The organism is Streptomyces sp. NPDC001787, from assembly GCF_040297465.1.
Taxonomy (GTDB): Bacteria; Actinomycetota; Actinomycetes; order Streptomycetales; family Streptomycetaceae; genus Streptomyces.
On sequence record NZ_JBEOZE010000005.1, the window covers coordinates 102,024 to 118,436 of the forward strand.

13 protein-coding genes are annotated in these 16,413 nt (G+C 71.6%); 4 read left to right on the forward strand and 9 right to left on the reverse strand.

Annotated elements, in window-relative coordinates:
• Nucleotides 1-55: 55 nt before the first annotated feature.
• Nucleotides 56-2,557, forward strand: a complete 2,502-nt coding sequence (locus ABT170_RS09075; RefSeq protein WP_329942911.1) for a DEAD/DEAH box helicase — start codon at nucleotides 56-58, stop codon at nucleotides 2,555-2,557.
• Nucleotides 2,558-2,794: 237 nt separating this feature from the next.
• Here the strand turns inward: ABT170_RS09075 and ABT170_RS09080 are convergent, their stop codons facing one another.
• The 7 genes from ABT170_RS09080 to ssd form a co-directional block, all read right to left on the reverse strand.
• Nucleotides 2,795-3,457, reverse strand: a complete 663-nt coding sequence (locus ABT170_RS09080; protein ID WP_502970493.1) for an Rv3654c family TadE-like protein — start codon at nucleotides 3,455-3,457, stop codon at nucleotides 2,795-2,797.
• On the reverse strand, nucleotides 3,349-3,753 hold the full coding sequence (locus ABT170_RS09085) for a TadE family type IV pilus minor pilin (RefSeq protein WP_351865381.1): 405 nt from the start codon (nucleotides 3,751-3,753) through the stop codon (nucleotides 3,349-3,351). Before ABT170_RS09085 ends, ABT170_RS09080 begins: the two co-directional genes overlap by 109 nt.
• Nucleotides 3,740-4,006, reverse strand: coding sequence for a DUF4244 domain-containing protein (locus tag ABT170_RS09090; RefSeq protein WP_443034285.1), 267 nt, complete (start codon nucleotides 4,004-4,006; stop codon nucleotides 3,740-3,742). Before ABT170_RS09090 ends, ABT170_RS09085 begins: the two co-directional genes overlap by 14 nt.
• Before the next feature lie 117 nt (nucleotides 4,007-4,123).
• Entirely contained in the window at nucleotides 4,124-4,951 is an 828-nt protein-coding gene (locus ABT170_RS09095) for a type II secretion system F family protein (RefSeq protein ID WP_351865384.1), read from the reverse strand.
• Nucleotides 4,948-5,820, reverse strand: coding sequence for a type II secretion system F family protein (locus tag ABT170_RS09100; RefSeq protein WP_351865387.1), 873 nt, complete (start codon nucleotides 5,818-5,820; stop codon nucleotides 4,948-4,950). The genes ABT170_RS09095 and ABT170_RS09100 overlap by 4 nt, the downstream gene beginning before the upstream one ends.
• Nucleotides 5,817-6,965: a TadA family conjugal transfer-associated ATPase gene (locus ABT170_RS09105; protein WP_329942906.1), complete on the reverse strand. Its 1,149-nt coding sequence runs from the start codon at nucleotides 6,963-6,965 to the stop codon at nucleotides 5,817-5,819. Before ABT170_RS09105 ends, ABT170_RS09100 begins: the two co-directional genes overlap by 4 nt.
• The gene (ssd, locus tag ABT170_RS09110; RefSeq protein ID WP_351865390.1) at nucleotides 6,962-8,044 is read right to left on the reverse strand and encodes a septum site-determining protein Ssd; all 1,083 of its coding nucleotides are present in this window, start codon (nucleotides 8,042-8,044) and stop codon (nucleotides 6,962-6,964) included. Before ssd ends, ABT170_RS09105 begins: the two co-directional genes overlap by 4 nt.
• A gap of 565 nt (nucleotides 8,045-8,609) precedes the next feature.
• Between ssd and ABT170_RS09115 the strand changes: the two genes are divergently transcribed.
• Complete coding sequence (locus ABT170_RS09115) at nucleotides 8,610-9,452, forward strand: HAD family hydrolase (protein ID WP_351865393.1); 843 nt, start codon at nucleotides 8,610-8,612, stop codon at nucleotides 9,450-9,452.
• A 374-nt stretch (nucleotides 9,453-9,826) separates the two neighbouring features.
• Here ABT170_RS09115 and ABT170_RS09120 read toward each other — a convergent pair whose 3' ends face one another.
• A complete protein-coding gene (locus ABT170_RS09120; protein WP_329942905.1) occupies nucleotides 9,827-10,651 on the reverse strand; it encodes a Fic family protein in 825 nt (274 codons plus the stop codon).
• Nucleotides 10,652-10,753: 102 nt separating this feature from the next.
• Between ABT170_RS09120 and ABT170_RS09125 the strand changes: the two genes are divergently transcribed.
• Nucleotides 10,754-11,749 (forward strand): ATP-binding protein, encoded by a 996-nt coding sequence (locus ABT170_RS09125; RefSeq protein ID WP_329942904.1) that lies wholly within the window; start codon nucleotides 10,754-10,756, stop codon nucleotides 11,747-11,749.
• 48 nt (nucleotides 11,750-11,797) lie between these two features.
• Here ABT170_RS09125 and ABT170_RS09130 read toward each other — a convergent pair whose 3' ends face one another.
• On the reverse strand, nucleotides 11,798-13,195 hold the full coding sequence (locus ABT170_RS09130) for a polysaccharide deacetylase family protein (RefSeq protein WP_351865397.1): 1,398 nt from the start codon (nucleotides 13,193-13,195) through the stop codon (nucleotides 11,798-11,800).
• Nucleotides 13,196-13,477: 282 nt separating this feature from the next.
• Here ABT170_RS09130 and ABT170_RS09135 point away from each other — a divergent pair, with 282 nt between their 5' ends.
• Nucleotides 13,478-16,243 (forward strand): SulP family inorganic anion transporter, encoded by a 2,766-nt coding sequence (locus ABT170_RS09135; RefSeq protein ID WP_351865400.1) that lies wholly within the window; start codon nucleotides 13,478-13,480, stop codon nucleotides 16,241-16,243.
• Nucleotides 16,244-16,413: the final 170 nt, after the last annotated feature.

The window sequence follows — 16,413 nt, forward strand, 5'->3', positions numbered from 1 at the left end:
GAGCGGTCGCCCCTCGGTCTCCCCGACGGAGCCAGGGGACGGATCGCCAGCCGCGATGGCATTCAATCACTTACCAGCAGCCATGCACGACGCCTTGGGACCATTGTCCGTCACGCCAGTGACACACTCGGTGCCGATGGCCAGGAATCACCGCCCCAGTCGACCACCCGAGAGCGGGGACTACCGCCCCCCTCCCGCCATGATCCTCGACCGGCTCGCCGCAGGGGCGGGCCGGGCCGCGCGCATCACTCATACGGAGCACTTGCCCCCGCGTGCGGGAACCCATGCCATCTGGCCGGATCGCATCCGGCCAGAAGTGATCGCGGCGATTCGCCACGCCGGAATCGACCATCCGTGGGCGCACCAGGCCGCCGCCGCCGAGCACGCCCTGGACGGCGAATCGGTCGTGATCGCCACCGGCACGGCGTCCGGCAAGTCGCTCGCCTACCTGGCCCCGGTCCTGAGCACCCTCCTCGACGGCTCAGAGGCGCCGAACGGCCGGGGCGCGACCGGCCTCTACCTCGCCCCCACCAAGGCCCTCGCCGCCGACCAGCGCCGCTCGGTGAAGGCACTCGCGGCGCCGCTCGGCAACGCGATCAGGCCCGCTGTCTACGACGGGGACACCCCCGTCGAGGAACGCGAGTGGGTACGCCAGTACGCCAACTACGTCCTGACCAATCCGGACATGCTGCACCGCGGAATCCTCCCGTCCCACCCGCGCTGGTCCTCCTTCCTGCGCGCCCTGCGCTTCGTCGTCATCGACGAGTGCCACACCTACCGCGGGGTCTTCGGCTCCCATGTCGCCCAGGTCCTGCGCCGCCTGCGGCGCCTGTGCGCCCGCTACGGCGCGGACCCCGTCTTCCTCCTCGCCTCCGCCACCGCGGCGGAGCCCTCGGTCGCCGCCGGACGTCTCACCGGCCTGCCGGTCAAGGAGGTCTCCGACGACGCCTCGCCGCGCGGCGAACTGGTCTTCGCCCTCTGGGAACCCCCGCTGACCGAGCTGCACGGCGAGAAGGGCGCTCCCGTCCGCCGCACCGCCACCGCCGAGACGGCCGACCTCCTCACCGACCTGACTCTTCAGGGCGTCCGCTCGGTCGCCTTCGTACGCTCCCGGCGCGGCGCCGAGCTCATCTCGGTGATCGCCAAGGAACGCCTCGCCGAGGTGGACGGCTCCCTGCCGAAACGGGTCGCCGCCTACCGGGGCGGCTACCTGCCCGAGGAACGCCGCGCCCTGGAGCGCGCCCTGCACTCCGGCGAACTGCTCGGCCTGGCCGCCACCACCGCTCTCGAACTCGGCATCGACGTCTCCGGTCTCGACGCGGTCGTCATCGCCGGATATCCGGGCACCCGGGCCTCCCTCTGGCAGCAGGCGGGCCGCGCCGGGCGCTCCGGCGAGGGCGCCCTGGCTGTCCTGGTCGCCCGGGACGACCCGCTGGACACCTTCCTGGTCCACCACCCCGAAGCCCTGTTCCAGCAACCCGTGGAATCGACCGTCCTGGACCCCGACAATCCCTACGTCCTCGCCCCCCACCTGTGCGCCGCGGCGGCCGAGCTCCCGCTCACCGAACCCGACATCGCGCTCTTCGGGCCCGCCGTCCCCGATCTGCTGCCGCAGCTGGAGGCCGCGAAGCTGCTGCGCAGACGGACGTCGGGCTGGCACTGGACCCGCCGCGAGCGGGCCGTCGACCTCACCGACATCCGGGGCGAGGGCGGCCGGCCCGTCCAGATCGTCGAGGAGGGCACCGGCCGTCTCCTGGGCACCGTCGACGCGTCGGCCGCGCACACCACCGTCCACGAAGGCGCTGTCCACCTCCACCAGGGCCGCACCTATCTGGTCCGGAAGCTGGACCTGGAGGACTCCGTCGCACTCGTCGAGGAAGCCGGTCCGCCGTACTCCACCACCGCCCGCGACACCACCGCCATCGCCGTTCTGGAGACCGACACCGAGATCCCCTGGGGGGACGGACGGCTCTGCTTCGGCTCCGTGGAGGTCACCAACCAGGTCGTCTCCTTCCTGCGCCGCAAACTGATCACCGGGGAGGTCCTGGGCGAGACCAAGCTCGACCTGCCACCGCGCACCCTGCGCACCCGCGCCGTCTGGTGGACGGTCACCGAGGACCAGCTCGACGCCGCCCGGATCAATCCGGAGATCCTCGGGGGCGCGCTGCATGCCGCCGAGCACGCGTCCATCGGCATGCTGCCGCTCTTCGCCACCTGCGACCGCTGGGACATCGGCGGTGTCTCCGTCCCGCTCCACCCGGACACCCTGCTGCCGACGGTCTTCGTGTACGACGGGCATCCCGGCGGCGCCGGATTCGCCGAGCGGGCCTTCCACACGGCCCGTACGTGGCTGACCGCGACCCGCCAGGCCATCGCGTCCTGCGAGTGCGAGGCCGGCTGCCCTTCCTGCATCCAGTCCCCCAAGTGCGGCAACGGCAACGAACCGCTCCACAAGCGTGGCGCCGTACGTCTCCTCACCGAGCTCCTGAGATGCGCACCACCCGCCCCGGAAGCGTCGAAGGACACCGGCGAGCCGACGGACCGGGACCAGACGTAGGAACGGGTCGGGCTCGGCCGCGGGGCCGGCGCAGAGCCGGAGCGCACTGCGGGACCCTGTCCACGCGTCCCCGGACGAGCCCGCCGTCGCCCCCGAGTGGACCATCGCCGATCGGCACGACCTGCCGGCCCGACCAGCCGGCACGACCTGCGCAGAGGCCACGGAGGCCGCAGGAAGCCACAGGGCGCCCTCTCAGCCGTTTCCGGCCCAGGAGTGCCCCTGGAGCCAGACCGGCAGCTACGGGGGCGTCTGAGAGGCGACAGGCGGCTCCCTGGCCGTCGTCCCAGCACCCGTGGAGCCTCCGGGGCCCAGAGAACCCCGAGGACCGTCCCCAGTCCGCTCCGGCCGCCCCCCAGTCCCCGCAAAGGCTCCCTCCGGGGCCGGTGGGAGCCCCGTCGGCCCAGGAGGTCCCGCGCGGGACCTGACCGCGGGTCGGTACGGGCCGAAGCCCGCCCGCACCGTCACATCCGCGATCTCCCCCCGCACCACGCACCGGACCACCTCCGTGTCCTGCGCCCCGGCCACCCGGCGCGCGGTTCCGCACGCCGCGGCGGTCCCCCGAAGTGCCTGATCGGCCGCCGCGAGGGCCGCCAGGTCCGCCGCCCCGCCCGCCCTGTGCCGAGCGGCGACGGCCTGCCCCAGGGCCAGCACAGCCGCGAACACCGAGCACAGGGTGACCGTGGTGACCGCCACCCACACCGTCGCCACCCCCCGGTCCCCGCGCGCCTCCCCGCTTCGGTATCTCCGGCTTCGTCCCTCCCTCCGACAGGCGCGCCGCTCCCCCGGCCTCGTCACGGCGCGACCCCCACGGTGTCCTCGGCCAGCGCCGCCGCCTCGGCGGTCAGGGTCAGGGCCAGCACACCCGGCCCCGGAGTCGGCGCCTCCACCCGTACCCGCCACAACTCCCCGGCCCTCTCCACTCCGACCCGGGCCCCGTCCGGTGCCGAGTCACGGGCGGCCGCCAGCACCGCCGCCTCCGGCTCCGAACGGGCGGCGGCCCTCGCCCCCGCCCGCGCCGCGTCCACGCACCGGATCTGCGCGGAGGCCGCCACCAACGCCCAGACCAGCGCCATGGCGAACGCCACCAGCACCGGAATGGCCACGGCCGCCTCCGCTGTCACCGCGCCCCGGTCCCGGTGCGGCGGACGCTCCCGCCCGCCGCACCGTCCGGCCGGCCCGGCCTCAGAACTTCGCATCGAGCGCGTCCTTGATCAACGACTGCATCGCCGACAGCACCGGTCCGCTGTTGACCACCTTGTAGAGCACCGCCGCGAAGGCACAGGCCGCGATGGTCCCCACCGCGTACTCGGACGTCGTCATCCCGCGGTCGGACCGGCCGAGCCTGCCCGACCACCTTGCCTGCCACCCCGCGGGCCACTCCGGTGGCCACGTCGCCGAACGTGTGCGGCACAGTGCGGTCCGGGCCCATTTCCTGACTTGATTGCTCATTTCAACCCCCGGTTGACATCGCTGCGGAGCGGGTGCCGAACACAACACCCGCGAAGAAAAGAGAAGTTCGCTCTTGTTTCCCCCTTCCTGATCACGGAAGGGAAACCCCGGGACGGCTCAGCCGGCGCCCATCAGTCCGGTCGCCAGCCCGATCACCACCGGTGCCACCCCGACCGCCAGAAAGGCGGGAAGAAAGCAGAGTCCGACCGGGGCAGTGATCAGCACACCCGCCCGTTGGGCCCGCGCCACGGCCGCACCGGCTCTCTCGGCGCGCATCGCCTCGGCCAGCCTGGCGACCGGTTCCGCCGCCGGAGCCCCGGTCGCCCCGGCCCGGTACAGACAGCGGGCAAGCGGACCGGCACCCGGTATCTCCCCGAACCGACCCCATGCCAGGGACGGTTCACCGCCCAGCCGGATCTCCACCGCCGTGCGGATCAGGCGGTCGCCGACCGGGCCGCCCAGGGACTCCCCCACGGCTTCCGCGGCCTCACGCGGCCCCGCTCCCGCCGCGATGCAGGCCGCCAACAGATCAGCCGCGAGCGGAAGTTGAAGAGCCATCCGCGCCTTCTCCTCCTCCGTCGCATCCGGTCGGCGTGCCTCACGGGTCCGCTGGCGACGCCACATTCCGTACGCCGCGACCGAACCGACCGCGCACCCGATGAGCCCGCCGGCCAGAATCCACCCGACCGCGAAGGCCCCGACCGGCGCCGCCCACCGCTTCAGCCGGCCGCCATCGCCCCTCACCCCCTTCCGTCCCCTCCACCCCGCGCGGCTCCGCCGGTGCACCGGCCGGGCGACCCCGGCCGCGAGCAGCACCGTTCCCCGTCCACGCGCCGCCCGTTCCCGTCGCCACCCGGCCCAGGCCAGGACCAGATGCGCGACCGCGGCCACCAGTGCTCCCCACAGACCCAGGTCGCGCGGCATCTCTCCGGCCGTCACGTTCATGCCGCCTCCCCTCCCCGTACGATCCGGTTCGCCCAGAACAACCCGGCCGCTTCCAGGGCTCCACCCACCGCCAGGCAGACCAGCCCGCCCGCGCTGTGCAGCAGAACCCCCAGCGGGTCCGCCCCGAGCGCCGCGCCCAGACCCAGGCCGGCGACTGGCAAGAGCGCCAGCACCACGACCGTCGACCAGGCGCCCGCCAACTGGGCCCGCAACTCCTCCCGTCGGCGCCGCTCGGCCCGTAACGCCCCCTCCAGGCGGTCCAGACCGGCGGCAAGACCGGCCCCGCCGTCCACCGCCACCCGCCAGCACGCCGCCATTCCGGCGAGCCCGCCCAGGCCCGGCCCGTCCGCCGCCTGCCGCAACGCACCCGCCACATCTCCGCCGAACCGCGCCGCCGCCAGGACCGCGGCCTCCGCGCCGCCCATCGCCCCGGCCGACCCCTCCGTCTCCCGCACGGCGGCCAGCAACGCCTGCCCCGGCTCCCGTCCGGCGCGCAGCTCCCCCACCACCACACCGCACAGGGCGGCCACCGCCTCCGCCGACCGCTCCCGGTCCCGCCGCCCGGAGCGCGCCCGCAGCCACCTCCGTACCAGCGGCACCGCCACCGCCCCCGCCAACAACGGCAGCACCGATTCCCCCAGCGCGGCGAGCACCACCGCCACCGGCACGGACCACCACTCCCGCCGCCCCAGGACAAACGCCCGCACGGCGTCGAGGCCCTCCCGCGGCAACCGGGGCGTCGCCGCCCCACCCATGAACAGCGCACTCGCCCGTCGGGCACCCGGGTCCCGCACCGCGGCCAGCCAGGCCGCCGAACCCGCACAGACCGCCATCGCCTGCACCGTGTACGCCGATGCCCCGCCTGTCATGAGGCACCGCCGATCAGGGACCCCAGCCGCTCCCAGCCCCGGTCCCGCACAAAGCCGTCGGCACCCCAGCGCAGTGCGGGCGCCGTCACCACCAGCCCCGCCGCGTCCCGTTCGAGGACGTGCACCTCGGCGATCCGCCGCCGGCCCGACCGGTCCCGGACGAGATGCACCACCACCGAGAGGGCGGCGGCCAGTTGGCTGTGCAGCGCCACCCGGTCGAGGCCCGCCGCCGTGCCCAAGGCCTCCAGCCGGGCCGGTACATGCCCTGCGGCGTTCGCGTGCACGGTGCCGCACCCGCCTTCGTGCCCCGTGTTCAACGCGGCCAGCAGGTCGGTCACTTCGGCGCCGCGCACCTCCCCGACCACCAGCCGGTCGGGGCGCATCCGCAGCGCCTGCCGCACCAGGTCCCGCAGACTCACCTGCCCCGCGCCCTCCTGGTTGGCGGGCCGGGACTCCAGGCGCACCACATGCGGGTGGTCCGGCCGGAGCTCCGCGGAGTCCTCGGCGAGCACGATCCGTTCATGCGCGCCGACCGCTCCGAGCAGACTGGCCAGCAGCGTTGTCTTCCCGGCTCCCGTCCCCCCGCTGATCAGATAGGAGATCCTGGCCTCCACCAGCGCCCGGAGAATTCCGTCGCCGCCCGGCGGCACCGTCCCCGCCGCGACCAGCTCCGTCAGGGAGAAGGCCCGGGGCCGCACGACGCGCAGGGACAGGCAGGTCGAACCGACGGAGACCGGGGGCAGCACCGCATGCATCCGGGTCCCGTCGGGCAGTCGCGCGTCCACCCACGGCCGGGCGTCGTCCAGCCGCCGCCCGGCCACCGCCGCGAGCCTCTGCGCAAGCCGCCGCACCGCCGCCGCGTCCGGGAAGACGGTCCCCGTCAGTTCGAGCCCGCGGCCTCGGTCGACCCACACCCGGTCCGGTGCGGACACCAGCACATCGGTCACCGCCGGATCGGCCAGCAACGGCTCCAGCACCCCGGCTCCGACCAGCTCACCGCGCAGCTGCTCTGCCGTGCCCAGCACTTCCGCATCGCCCAGCAGGCGCCCCTGGGCCCGCAGCGCGGCCGCCACTCCGGCGGGCGTGGGTGGCGCACCGCTGCGCGCCAGCCGCTGCCGCACGGCGTCGAGCAAGGCCTCCGTCATGACCGGCCTCCCCCGGCCGGACCGGTCGTCGTGCCGACGGTCAGACCACTGCCGTACCGGACGTCCGCCCGGTCCCAGAAGGCTTCACAGAACCGCGCCAGCGGCCCGCGGGCACCGCCACCCGGTGGCACACCGCCGTCCTGGGCTGCCAGCAGCCCCGATTCCAGCGGAAGCTCACCCACGAGAGGCAGACCGAGCGCCTGCGCGACCCACTGTCCGTCCAGACCCGCCGCATAGGGCCCCCGCGCCACCACTCGGATGTCGTCCAGCACCATTCCGGCCATCGCCGCCACCCGCTTCGCCGCCGCGACCGCCCGCAGCTCGCCGGGGACCACGAGCAGGCCGAGGTCCAGTTGCGCCAGTGCCTCCGCGACGCCCCCGTCGACCCTTCTGGGCAGATCCACGACGACCGCCCCGCCGAGACGGCGCGCGGCGGCGAGCACGGCCTGCATCGCCTGCGCCGGGATGACGACCTCATCGTCCCGGCCCCAGCTGAGCACCCGCAGTCCGTGCAGTGCGGGTAGCGAGTCCTCCAGAGCCCCACCGCCGAGACGCCCCTTGGAATGGACGAAATCCGGCCACCGCATTCCTTCCGCCCGCTCACCTCCGAGCAGCACATCGATGCCACCGCCGAGCGGGTCACCGTCGATCAGCATGGTCCGGCGGCCCGACCGCGCCGCGGTGACCGCGAGGGCGCAGGCCAGCGTGGACGCGCCGGAGCCGCCCCGCCCGCCGATCACCCCGACGGTGAGCGCGGGCCTGCCCACCCCCTCGGAAGCATTGGCGATCTGGTCGACGAGCCAGTTCTCGGAATCGGGCAGCCGCAACACGTATTCGGCCCCGATCTCCACCGCCTTCCGCCAGACGTCAGGGTCGTCCTGGTCCCGTCCGACCAGCAGCACACCTCGTCTGCGCGCGGCACCGCGGCATCGCGCGGCCGCGTCGTCGCCCACCAGGACCATCGGAGCCTGCTCCCAGCCGCCCCTTCGTTCCGGTGGCCCGTGATGAACTTCGGGTTCCGCCCCGGCCGCCGCGCACAGCCGCAGCAGATCATCGAGCAACTCCACGTCTTCGGTCACGATCAACGGTCCGCCCCGCCGCCCTTCGGCGATCGGCAGACCTTCTCGTGCGAGGGATCCAGCCACGGTCTCCGCCCCTTCTCACTGCCCTTCAGTGCGGTTCGCGGCGATCTCGGAGCGTTCCGAGATGCGCGATTCCGGAACCCGCGGACTTCACGGGTGGAATCAACGTGCAACACCTCGGAAAAACATGTGGATCTTGCTGAAAAACTGTGGACAACTTCGGCTCTGTGAATAACTCCGTAGCTCATACCGGTGACTTCCGGAGCGCAGCCCTTCCGTTACACACGGTGACGAGAGAGAGTGTGCAGAGCGCGGCAAGAGCCAGGGCGGCGCAGACCCAGGAAGGAGGGGAATCATGAATCCGAGCGCCAGAAACGCATCCGGACATGCGACGACCCCCGCCGGGGGGGAGAGCGGGGGTCGTCCCCACGGCCGACTCGGGGGGGGGGAGGAGTCGGACCGGGTTAGCACGGTCGCGAACGATCCGTGACTTCCATGGTGTACCCGAGGGCCTTCTCAGGCAAACCCACGCGCCGGAGTTTACGCCGAATGGTGGGCCCCTATGCTCAGCCTTGTGGAAAACTGCTTCTCGCCGCGTACAGCAGCCTTCTTTGACCTGGACAAGACGGTCATTGCGAAGTCTTCGACTCTGACCTTCAGCAAGTCCTTCTACCAAGGCGGACTGATCAACCGCCGTGCCGTACTGCGCACCGCGTACGCACAGTTCGTGTTCCTTGCCGGGGGCGCAGATCACGATCAGATGGAGCGGATGCGCGAATATCTCTCCGCGCTCTGCAAGGGATGGAACGTCCAGCAGGTCAAGGAGATCGTCGCCGAGACCCTGCACGACTTGATCGACCCGATCATCTACGACGAGGCGGCCACCCTCATCGAGGAGCATCACACCGCGGGGCGCGATGTGGTCATCGTCTCGACCTCGGGCGCCGAGGTCGTCGAACCGATCGGCGAGCTGCTCGGCGCCGACCGGGTCGTCGCCACCCGGATGGTCGTCGGCGACGACGGCTGCTTCACGGGCGAGGTCGAGTACTACGCGTACGGCCCCACCAAGGCAGAGGCGGTCAAGGCGCTCGCGGTGTCGGAGGGGTACGACCTTTCGCGCTGCTACGCCTACAGCGACTCCGCCACCGACGTACCGATGCTGGAGTCGGTGGGACACCCCCACGCGGTCAACCCGGACCGGGCGCTGCGGCGCGAAGCGACCCTGCGGGACTGGCCGATTCTCGTCTTCGACCGGCCGGTTCGACTCAAGCAGCGCCTGCCCGCCTTCTCGATGCCGCCACGCCCGGCGCTCGTGGCCGCAGCAGCGGTCGGGGCGGCGGCCGTCGCCGCCGGGCTGGTCTGGTACGCCAATCGCCGGCGCACCGCCGGCGCACTCTCCGCGTGATGCGCGGGTCCGTAAAGCCGCCCGCCAGACCCGCCCGATTCACCCTTATTTGAACCTAAAAGTAAAGAAGTGGAGCCAGGGCTTTCCCTTCCCCTGGTACTGGAGTACAAAGGACTCAACGGCCCGCGAGACCAGGGACATCCGAGAGGATCACCTTCACGCAGCAAGGCCCCACGGACCGCGCACGAAAACCGAGCACCCACGCGACGTCGACCCGTCGATTACGGGCCAGCCGCACCAGGTGACGGGCAAGGTTCCCGACCTGATGGGCATATTCCGAGGACGCTTGGTAACTGGGTGGACGTGCCAGCGGCGGTACCGGAGACGGTACCGCCGCAACCCGTTCACCACCCCGACCGCCATGCGCGCAGACCCTACGCGGCACCTCGCTGAAGCGCCTCACACACCGCGGTCGACTCCCGCACTCCCAGCTCCACCGCGCGTCCGCAGTGGGTGATCCAGGCGGCCATGCCCTCGGGCGTCCCGGCCGTATAGCCCTCGAACGCCGCGACATAGGCCGCGCGCCCCTGCTCCGCGTGGCCCACCTCCGCCGGGCAGATGGACTTGGGGTCCAGCCCGCTGCCGATCAGGACGATCCGTTCCGCCGTCCGCGCGACCAGGCCGTTGCGGGAGCCGAAGGGACGCAGGGCGAGGAGTTCCCCGTGCACGACCGCGGCGGTGACCAACGCCGGGGCGGTACCGCCCTCGATGATCAGCCGCGAGAGACCTTCGAGCCGCCCGGCCACCTCGTCGGCACTCGGCAGCGGCGCCTCGATCAGCGGTTCGTCGACGGGCTCACCGGCCAGGCGCGGCCGTCCGACCGTGTCGTCGGGAGACGCGCCACCGGCCGCCACCAGGTGCAGTCGCGCAAGGACGCGCAGCGGCGACTGCCGCCAGATGGAGAGCAGTTGGCCGGCTTCCGCGGTCAGCCGCAGCGCCGCCCCGACCGTGCGCGCCTCGTCCTCACCACGGAAGTCGGTGCGCCGGCGCACCTCCTCCAGATTCCAGTCGGCACCGGCCAGCGCGGCGGAACCGCGCGAGCCGCGCAGCGCCGCTTCGGCGGTGACCTCGTTGCTGCGACGGCGCATCACGCGATGGCCGTAGACCCGGTCCACAGCCTTGCGTACGGAGTCCACGGCGTCGGTGACCCCGGGCAGGGCACCGAGGGCGGCGAGCGGGTCTGAGGCAGTCGTACTCATAAGTAGCGAGGCTACGCGCCCCTTGCACCCGTACCGCCTTGGAGTGGTCTTCTTCACGAACCATGGCAGCGGTGCGCGTTCATGCGGCTACCCTAGGTGAACATGAAGATCGCTTTCGTGGGGAAGGGCGGCAGCGGCAAGACCACGCTGTCCTCGCTCTTCATCCGCCACCTCGCTGCCAATGAAGCCCACGTCCTCGCCGTGGACGCCGACATCAACCAGCACCTCGGGGCCGCGCTGGGCCTGGACGAGGAAGAGGCCTCCGCGCTGCCCGCGATGGGTGCGCAACTGCCTCTGATCAAGGACTATCTGCGGGGCAGCAATCCCCGTATCGCCTCCGCCGAGACGATGATCAAGACAACGCCGCCCGGCGAGGGGTCGCGGCTGCTGCGCGTGTGCGAGGACAACCCCGTCTACGACGCGTGCGCGCGCACGGTCCGGCTCGACGACGGGGAGATCCGGCTCATGGCCACCGGCCCGTTCACCGAGTCCGACCTCGGTGTGGCCTGCTACCACTCCAAGGTCGGGGCGGTCGAGCTCTGCCTCAACCACCTGGTCGACGGCCCGGACGAATATGTGGTGGTCGACATGACCGCGGGGTCGGACTCGTTCGCCTCCGGGATGTTCACCCGCTTCGACATGACGTTCCTGATCGCGGAACCGACCCGGAAGGGGGTGTCGGTGTACCGCCAGTACAAGGAGTACGCCCGGGACTTCGGCATCGCGCTGAAGGTCGTCGGCAACAAGGTGCAGGGACAGGACGACCTCAACTTCCTGCGCGCGGAGGTCGGCGACGACCTGCTCGTCGGGGTGGGGCAGTCCGACTGGGTCCGGGCAATGGAGAAGGGCCGCCCGTCCCGGTTCGATCTGCTGGAGGCGGACAACCGGATGGCGTTGCAGGCCCTCCAGGACGCCGCGGAGGACTCGTACGAACTGCGGGACTGGGAGCGTTACACGCGCCAGATGGTGCACTTCCATCTGAAGAACGCGGAGAGCTGGGGCAACGAGAAGACGGGCGCCGACCTGGCTGCCCAGGTCGACCCCGCCTTCGTGCTCGACGAGCGGTGCGCACAGGCGGGTGTCAGCGCACCCGCGTAGCCGCGCGGCCGGCCGGCCGGGGCGACCCGACCGGTCCGGCGTCCCGGGCTATTCGACGGCGTGGCCCTCCGCCTTCGCGGGGGCGGCCTTCACTTCGCCGCCCTTCTCCGCGGGCTCATCGCCCTCGCTCTTACCGGCACCCTTCTCGGCACTCTTTTCCGTGCCCTTCTCGGCGGGCTTCGCGGACGCTGCCGCCGCCGGGGCGGTGAGGTAGGAGGTCCAGCCACCCTTCGGCGCCTCGCCCACGCCGAGGGTGGACAGCTTGGCCAGCGTCGCCGGGTCCTGCGCGTCGAGCCAGTCGGCGAGCTGCCGGAAGGACACGCAGCGCACGCCTTCCTTGGTGCAGACGGTCTTCACCGTCTCCTCGATGGCACGCATGTACGTGCCGCCGTTCCAGGACTCGAAGTGGTTGCCGATGATCAGCGGCGCACGGTTGCCGTTGTACGAGCGGTCGAAGGCCTGGAGCAGGCCGTCGCGCATCTGGTTGCCCCAGTACTCGTGCTGGTCGGGGTCGCCCTGCGTCGTGCCGGACTGGTTGAACATGAAGTTGTAGTCCATCGAGAGGGTCTCGAAGGCACGGCCGGGCACCGGGACGAGCTGGAGCGGCAGGTCCCAGATGCCGTCCTTCTTCTCGGGCCAGACCTGATTGCCGATCCCGCTGGAGTCGTAACGGAAGCCCATAGTCCGGGCTGCGGCGACCATGTTCTTCTGCCCTTCGAGGCAGGGGGTGCGTCCGCCGACGAGTTCCTTGTCGTAGTCGAAGGGCAGCGGGGCCTCGGCCTTGAGCTCCGGGGTATTGGTCTTCCACTCCTTGACGAAGGACTTGGCCTGGGCGATCTCGCTCTTCCACTCCTCGACGGACCAGGTCCCGACCCCGCCGTCCTTGCCGCAGAAGTGACCGTTGAAGTGGGTGCCGATCTCATTGCCGTCCTGCCACGCGGCGCGCAGTTCGGTGAGGGTGTCGCGGATGCCCTCGGTGTCGTTGAAACCGATGTCCGAGCGGCCCGCCGAGTGCTTGGGCGGGTCGTAGAGGGCCTTCTTCTCCTCGGGCAGCAGGTACACGCCGCTGAGGAAGTAGGTCATGTTGGCGTTGTACTTCTTGGCGACACCGCGGAAGTGCGAGAAGAGCTTCTGGCTGTCCTCCCCCGCTCCGTCCCAGGAGAACACCACGAACTGCGGAGGCTTCTGGCCGGGCGCGAGGCGCTTGGCCACCGGCAGCTTCGGCTGGACACCGGTGAAGGCGGTCGAGCCGTCCCCGATGAGTTCCACCGCGTTCCTGGGAGCGGCCGGGCCGTTCTGCTTGGCCTCCTGCGCCTTCTTCTCGGCGCCCGCACCGGACGCCCGGGAGCCGCTGTCACCGGACTCCGCGCCGGAACATCCCGCCAGACCCGTGATCAGTGCCATGGCCATGACGCCAAAGGCCATCCTCTTCGTGGCGGCCATCATCCGCCCACCCTCTTCCTTGCAGGTTGTTTGCGTTGAAGTGCCGACGGCGCCGCCAAATTCGCACGCAGCCCTGCAATCACTGCGCGACAGGCCGTATGAAAAGACGCTTATTCACTTGAATGGGTGATCCGATGGCCCATTTGCCCGAAATGTGAGACGCGCAACTTTACTCTCCATTACGATTCGTTTACTGAGAGTTGAGAAATCCCGCCGCTGCACGCCGTGACCCACGGCCGCGTCCCCCACACCCCGCGACCGCGCTGCCCCGGAGGAGACGGGAACATGTCTGCCTGCGTCCCCACTCGCCATGAACGCACCCCTCGTAGTTCGCGCCCTCCCCGCGCCTCGGGAGTCAAGCGCCCTCACAGCCCGCCGCCCGGCGGGCGCCGCTTCCGTATCGCGGGCGCCGATGTGTCCGCGTCGATCACCGTGTTCCTCATCGCCATCCCGATGTCCCTCGGCCTCGCCGTCGCCATGGACGCCCCGCTGGCGGCCGGCCTGGTCTCCGCGGCCATCGGCGGCATCGTCGCCGGCCTTCTCGGCGGGACACCCCTCCAGGTCAGCGGCCCGTCCGCCGGACTGACCGTGGTCACAGCCGAGTTGATCCAGATCTACGGCTGGCGCACCACATGCGCCATCACCATCGGCGCCGGACTTCTGCAGATCCTGCTGGGCTCGCTGCGCGCGGCCCGCAGCGCACTCGCCGTCAGTCCGGCCATCGTGCACGGCACCCTCGCCGGTATCGGCGTGGCCATCGCCCTCGCCCAGCTGCACATCGTGCTCGGCGGTTCACCGCAGAGCTCCGCCATGGACAACGCCCTCGCGCTGCCGGACCAGTTGGCCCGCTTCAGTCCGGCCGCTCCGCTGATCGGCGCACTCACCATCGCCGTCCTGGTGCTGTGGCCACGGCTGCCGGGCCGCGCCGGGAGAACGGTACGGAGAATTCCGGCCGCGCTCGCCTCGGTGGCCCTCGCGACCGCGGTGGCCGCACTCGCGACACCCGGGATCGCCCGGGTCGACCTGCCGTCGTGGCGCTCGCACGCCCTGCCCGAGCTGCCGCAGGGACCCGTACTGGCCCTGGCCACCGCGGTGTTCACGGTGATGCTGGTGGCCAGTCTGGAATCGCTGCTCGCCGCGGTGGCCGTGGACAAGCTGACCGCGGACCGCGCGGCGACCCGGACCGACCACACGGCCGACCGGACACCCTCGGCACCCTCGGCACCCGCGGCTCCGCCGTCCCCGCCCTCCGACCCCGCAGGCGGACAGACGCCCGCCCGGCCGGCCGGCCCGTCCTCCTCCGAGCCATCCGCGCCGAGCGCCGGACAACCACCAGCCCGGAGCACCGAACAGCTTCCGGTTGTCGTCCAACGCTCGGATCTCGACCGCGAGTTGCGCGCACAGGGCATCGCCAACACCCTGGCCGGACTGCTGGGTGGACTTGCGGTGTCCGGGGGCGCGGTGCGCAGTTCGGCCAACGTACGGGCGGGGGCGACCGGCCGGGCCTCCACCGTCCTGCACGGCGTCTGGGTCCTGCTCGCGGCGGTGCTGCTGGTGACGGTGCTCGAATGGATCCCGCTGGCCGCGCTCGCCGCGCTGGTGATGGTGGTCGGCATCCAGATGGTGAGCTTCGCCCATATCCGCAATGTCCACAGGCACCGGGAGTTCCTGGTGTACGGCGCGACGATCACCGGCGTGATCGCCTTCGGCGTGCTGAAGGGCGTGACGATCGGCATCACCGTGGCCGTGGCCGTGGCGCTGCACCGGCTGGCCCGCACCGGAGTCACCGTGAGCGAGCAGGGCGAGCGGTATCTGGTGACCATCCGCGGCCAGCTGACCTTCCTGGCCGTTCCACGGCTCAGCCGGACGCTAGGCCAGCTACCGCCCGGAGTGGACGCGATCGTCGAACTCGACGGGTTCTTCATGGACCACGCGGCCTACGAGAGCATCCAGGACTGGCGCACCACCCAGCTCGCCCAGGGCGCCCGGATCTCCTTCACCGGCAGGTCGGGCGGCCGAATCGCCGAGCCCGCCTCGGCGGCGCACTCCTGCTGCCGCCCCTGGACCCCGTGGCGCAACCACCACTGTCACGGAAACCCCACAGGACCCACCACCGCCGCCGACACACTCCACAACACCGGCTCCGGCACCGGCTCCCCTTCCCGCACCGGCCCCCACACCGGCTCCGACTCCGGCGCGCACGACGGCACGGCCGGGACAGAAGGCACCGGCGCCGGTCCCGACAAGGGCGTCGGCGGCGCTGCGGGCATGTCACGCCCGACCGGGGCCCATCGTCTGCTCAGCGGCCTCAGTTCGTTCCAGCGCAATACGGCACCTCTGGTGCGCGAGGAGCTGGCCAGACTCGCCGCCGAGGGACAGCGGCCCTCCCAGCTCTTCATCACCTGCGCCGACTCCCGCCTCGTCACCAGCATGATCACGTCCAGCGGCCCGGGTGACCTCTTCACCGTGCGCAACGTCGGCAATCTGGTGCCCACGCCGGACACCGAGTCCCCGGCCGGCGGGGACGACTCCGTGGCCGCCGCGATCGAGTACGCGGTGGACGTGCTGAGGGTCGAGTCCATCACCGTCTGCGGGCACTCCGGCTGCGGGGCCATGCAGGCACTGCTCAACGCTGACCCCGGGACTCCCAGGACGACGCCCCTGTGGCGCTGGCTGCGACACGGGCTGCCGAGCCTGGAGCGGATGGCCTCCCGCCATCACTCCTGGGCAAGGATCTCCGGCCGGCTGCCCACCGACGCGGTGGAACAGCTCTGCCTCACCAACGTGGTCCAGCAGCTGGAGCATCTGCGGGCGCACGAGGCGGTGGCACGGCGGCTCGCGGAAGGCACGCTCCAGCTGCACGGGATGTACTTCCACGTGGGCGAGGCGCAGGCCTATCTGCTGACCGAGGAGTCCAGTTCCGGTACGGAACCCGATGAGGTCTTCGACCGGGTCGGGCCCGGGGCGGGTCCCGATGCGCGGAACGGCACCGACCACGCGTTGTTCACCGACCCTTCCGGTCCGGGCGAGTTGGAACGTACCCGCGCCTGAACCGGCCACACCCTCTGAACCGGACACACCCCAGTTCCGTGAGATCTTGTGATCCCGTTCCGCACGTGCGATGCCATGCGTGCGGTGCCCCGTGGCACTGTGCGACGACACGCGGTGCGGAGCGGGATCGTGCCTCCATACACGAAGACACAGGTCTAAACCAATTCCCG

Excerpts from the sequence above, each read along its gene's own strand:
- ABT170_RS09075 (WP_329942911.1), top strand. The coding sequence starts at position 56 with ATGGCATTCAATCACTTACCAGCAGCCATGCACGACGCCTTGGGACCA.
- ABT170_RS09085 (WP_351865381.1), bottom strand. The coding sequence starts at position 3,753 with ATGCGAAGTTCTGAGGCCGGGCCGGCCGGACGGTGCGGCGGGCGGGAG.
- ABT170_RS09090 (WP_443034285.1), bottom strand. The coding sequence starts at position 4,006 with ATGAGCAATCAAGTCAGGAAATGGGCCCGGACCGCACTGTGCCGCACA.
- ABT170_RS09095 (WP_351865384.1), bottom strand. The coding sequence starts at position 4,951 with ATGAACGTGACGGCCGGAGAGATGCCGCGCGACCTGGGTCTGTGGGGA.
- ABT170_RS09100 (WP_351865387.1), bottom strand. The coding sequence starts at position 5,820 with ATGACAGGCGGGGCATCGGCGTACACGGTGCAGGCGATGGCGGTCTGT.
- ABT170_RS09105 (WP_329942906.1), bottom strand. The coding sequence starts at position 6,965 with ATGACGGAGGCCTTGCTCGACGCCGTGCGGCAGCGGCTGGCGCGCAGC.
- ABT170_RS09115 (WP_351865393.1), top strand. The coding sequence starts at position 8,610 with ATGCTCAGCCTTGTGGAAAACTGCTTCTCGCCGCGTACAGCAGCCTTC.
- ABT170_RS09120 (WP_329942905.1), bottom strand. The coding sequence starts at position 10,651 with ATGAGTACGACTGCCTCAGACCCGCTCGCCGCCCTCGGTGCCCTGCCC.
- ABT170_RS09125 (WP_329942904.1), top strand. The coding sequence starts at position 10,754 with ATGAAGATCGCTTTCGTGGGGAAGGGCGGCAGCGGCAAGACCACGCTG.
- ABT170_RS09130 (WP_351865397.1), bottom strand. The coding sequence starts at position 13,195 with ATGATGGCCGCCACGAAGAGGATGGCCTTTGGCGTCATGGCCATGGCA.
- ABT170_RS09135 (WP_351865400.1), top strand. The coding sequence starts at position 13,478 with ATGTCTGCCTGCGTCCCCACTCGCCATGAACGCACCCCTCGTAGTTCG.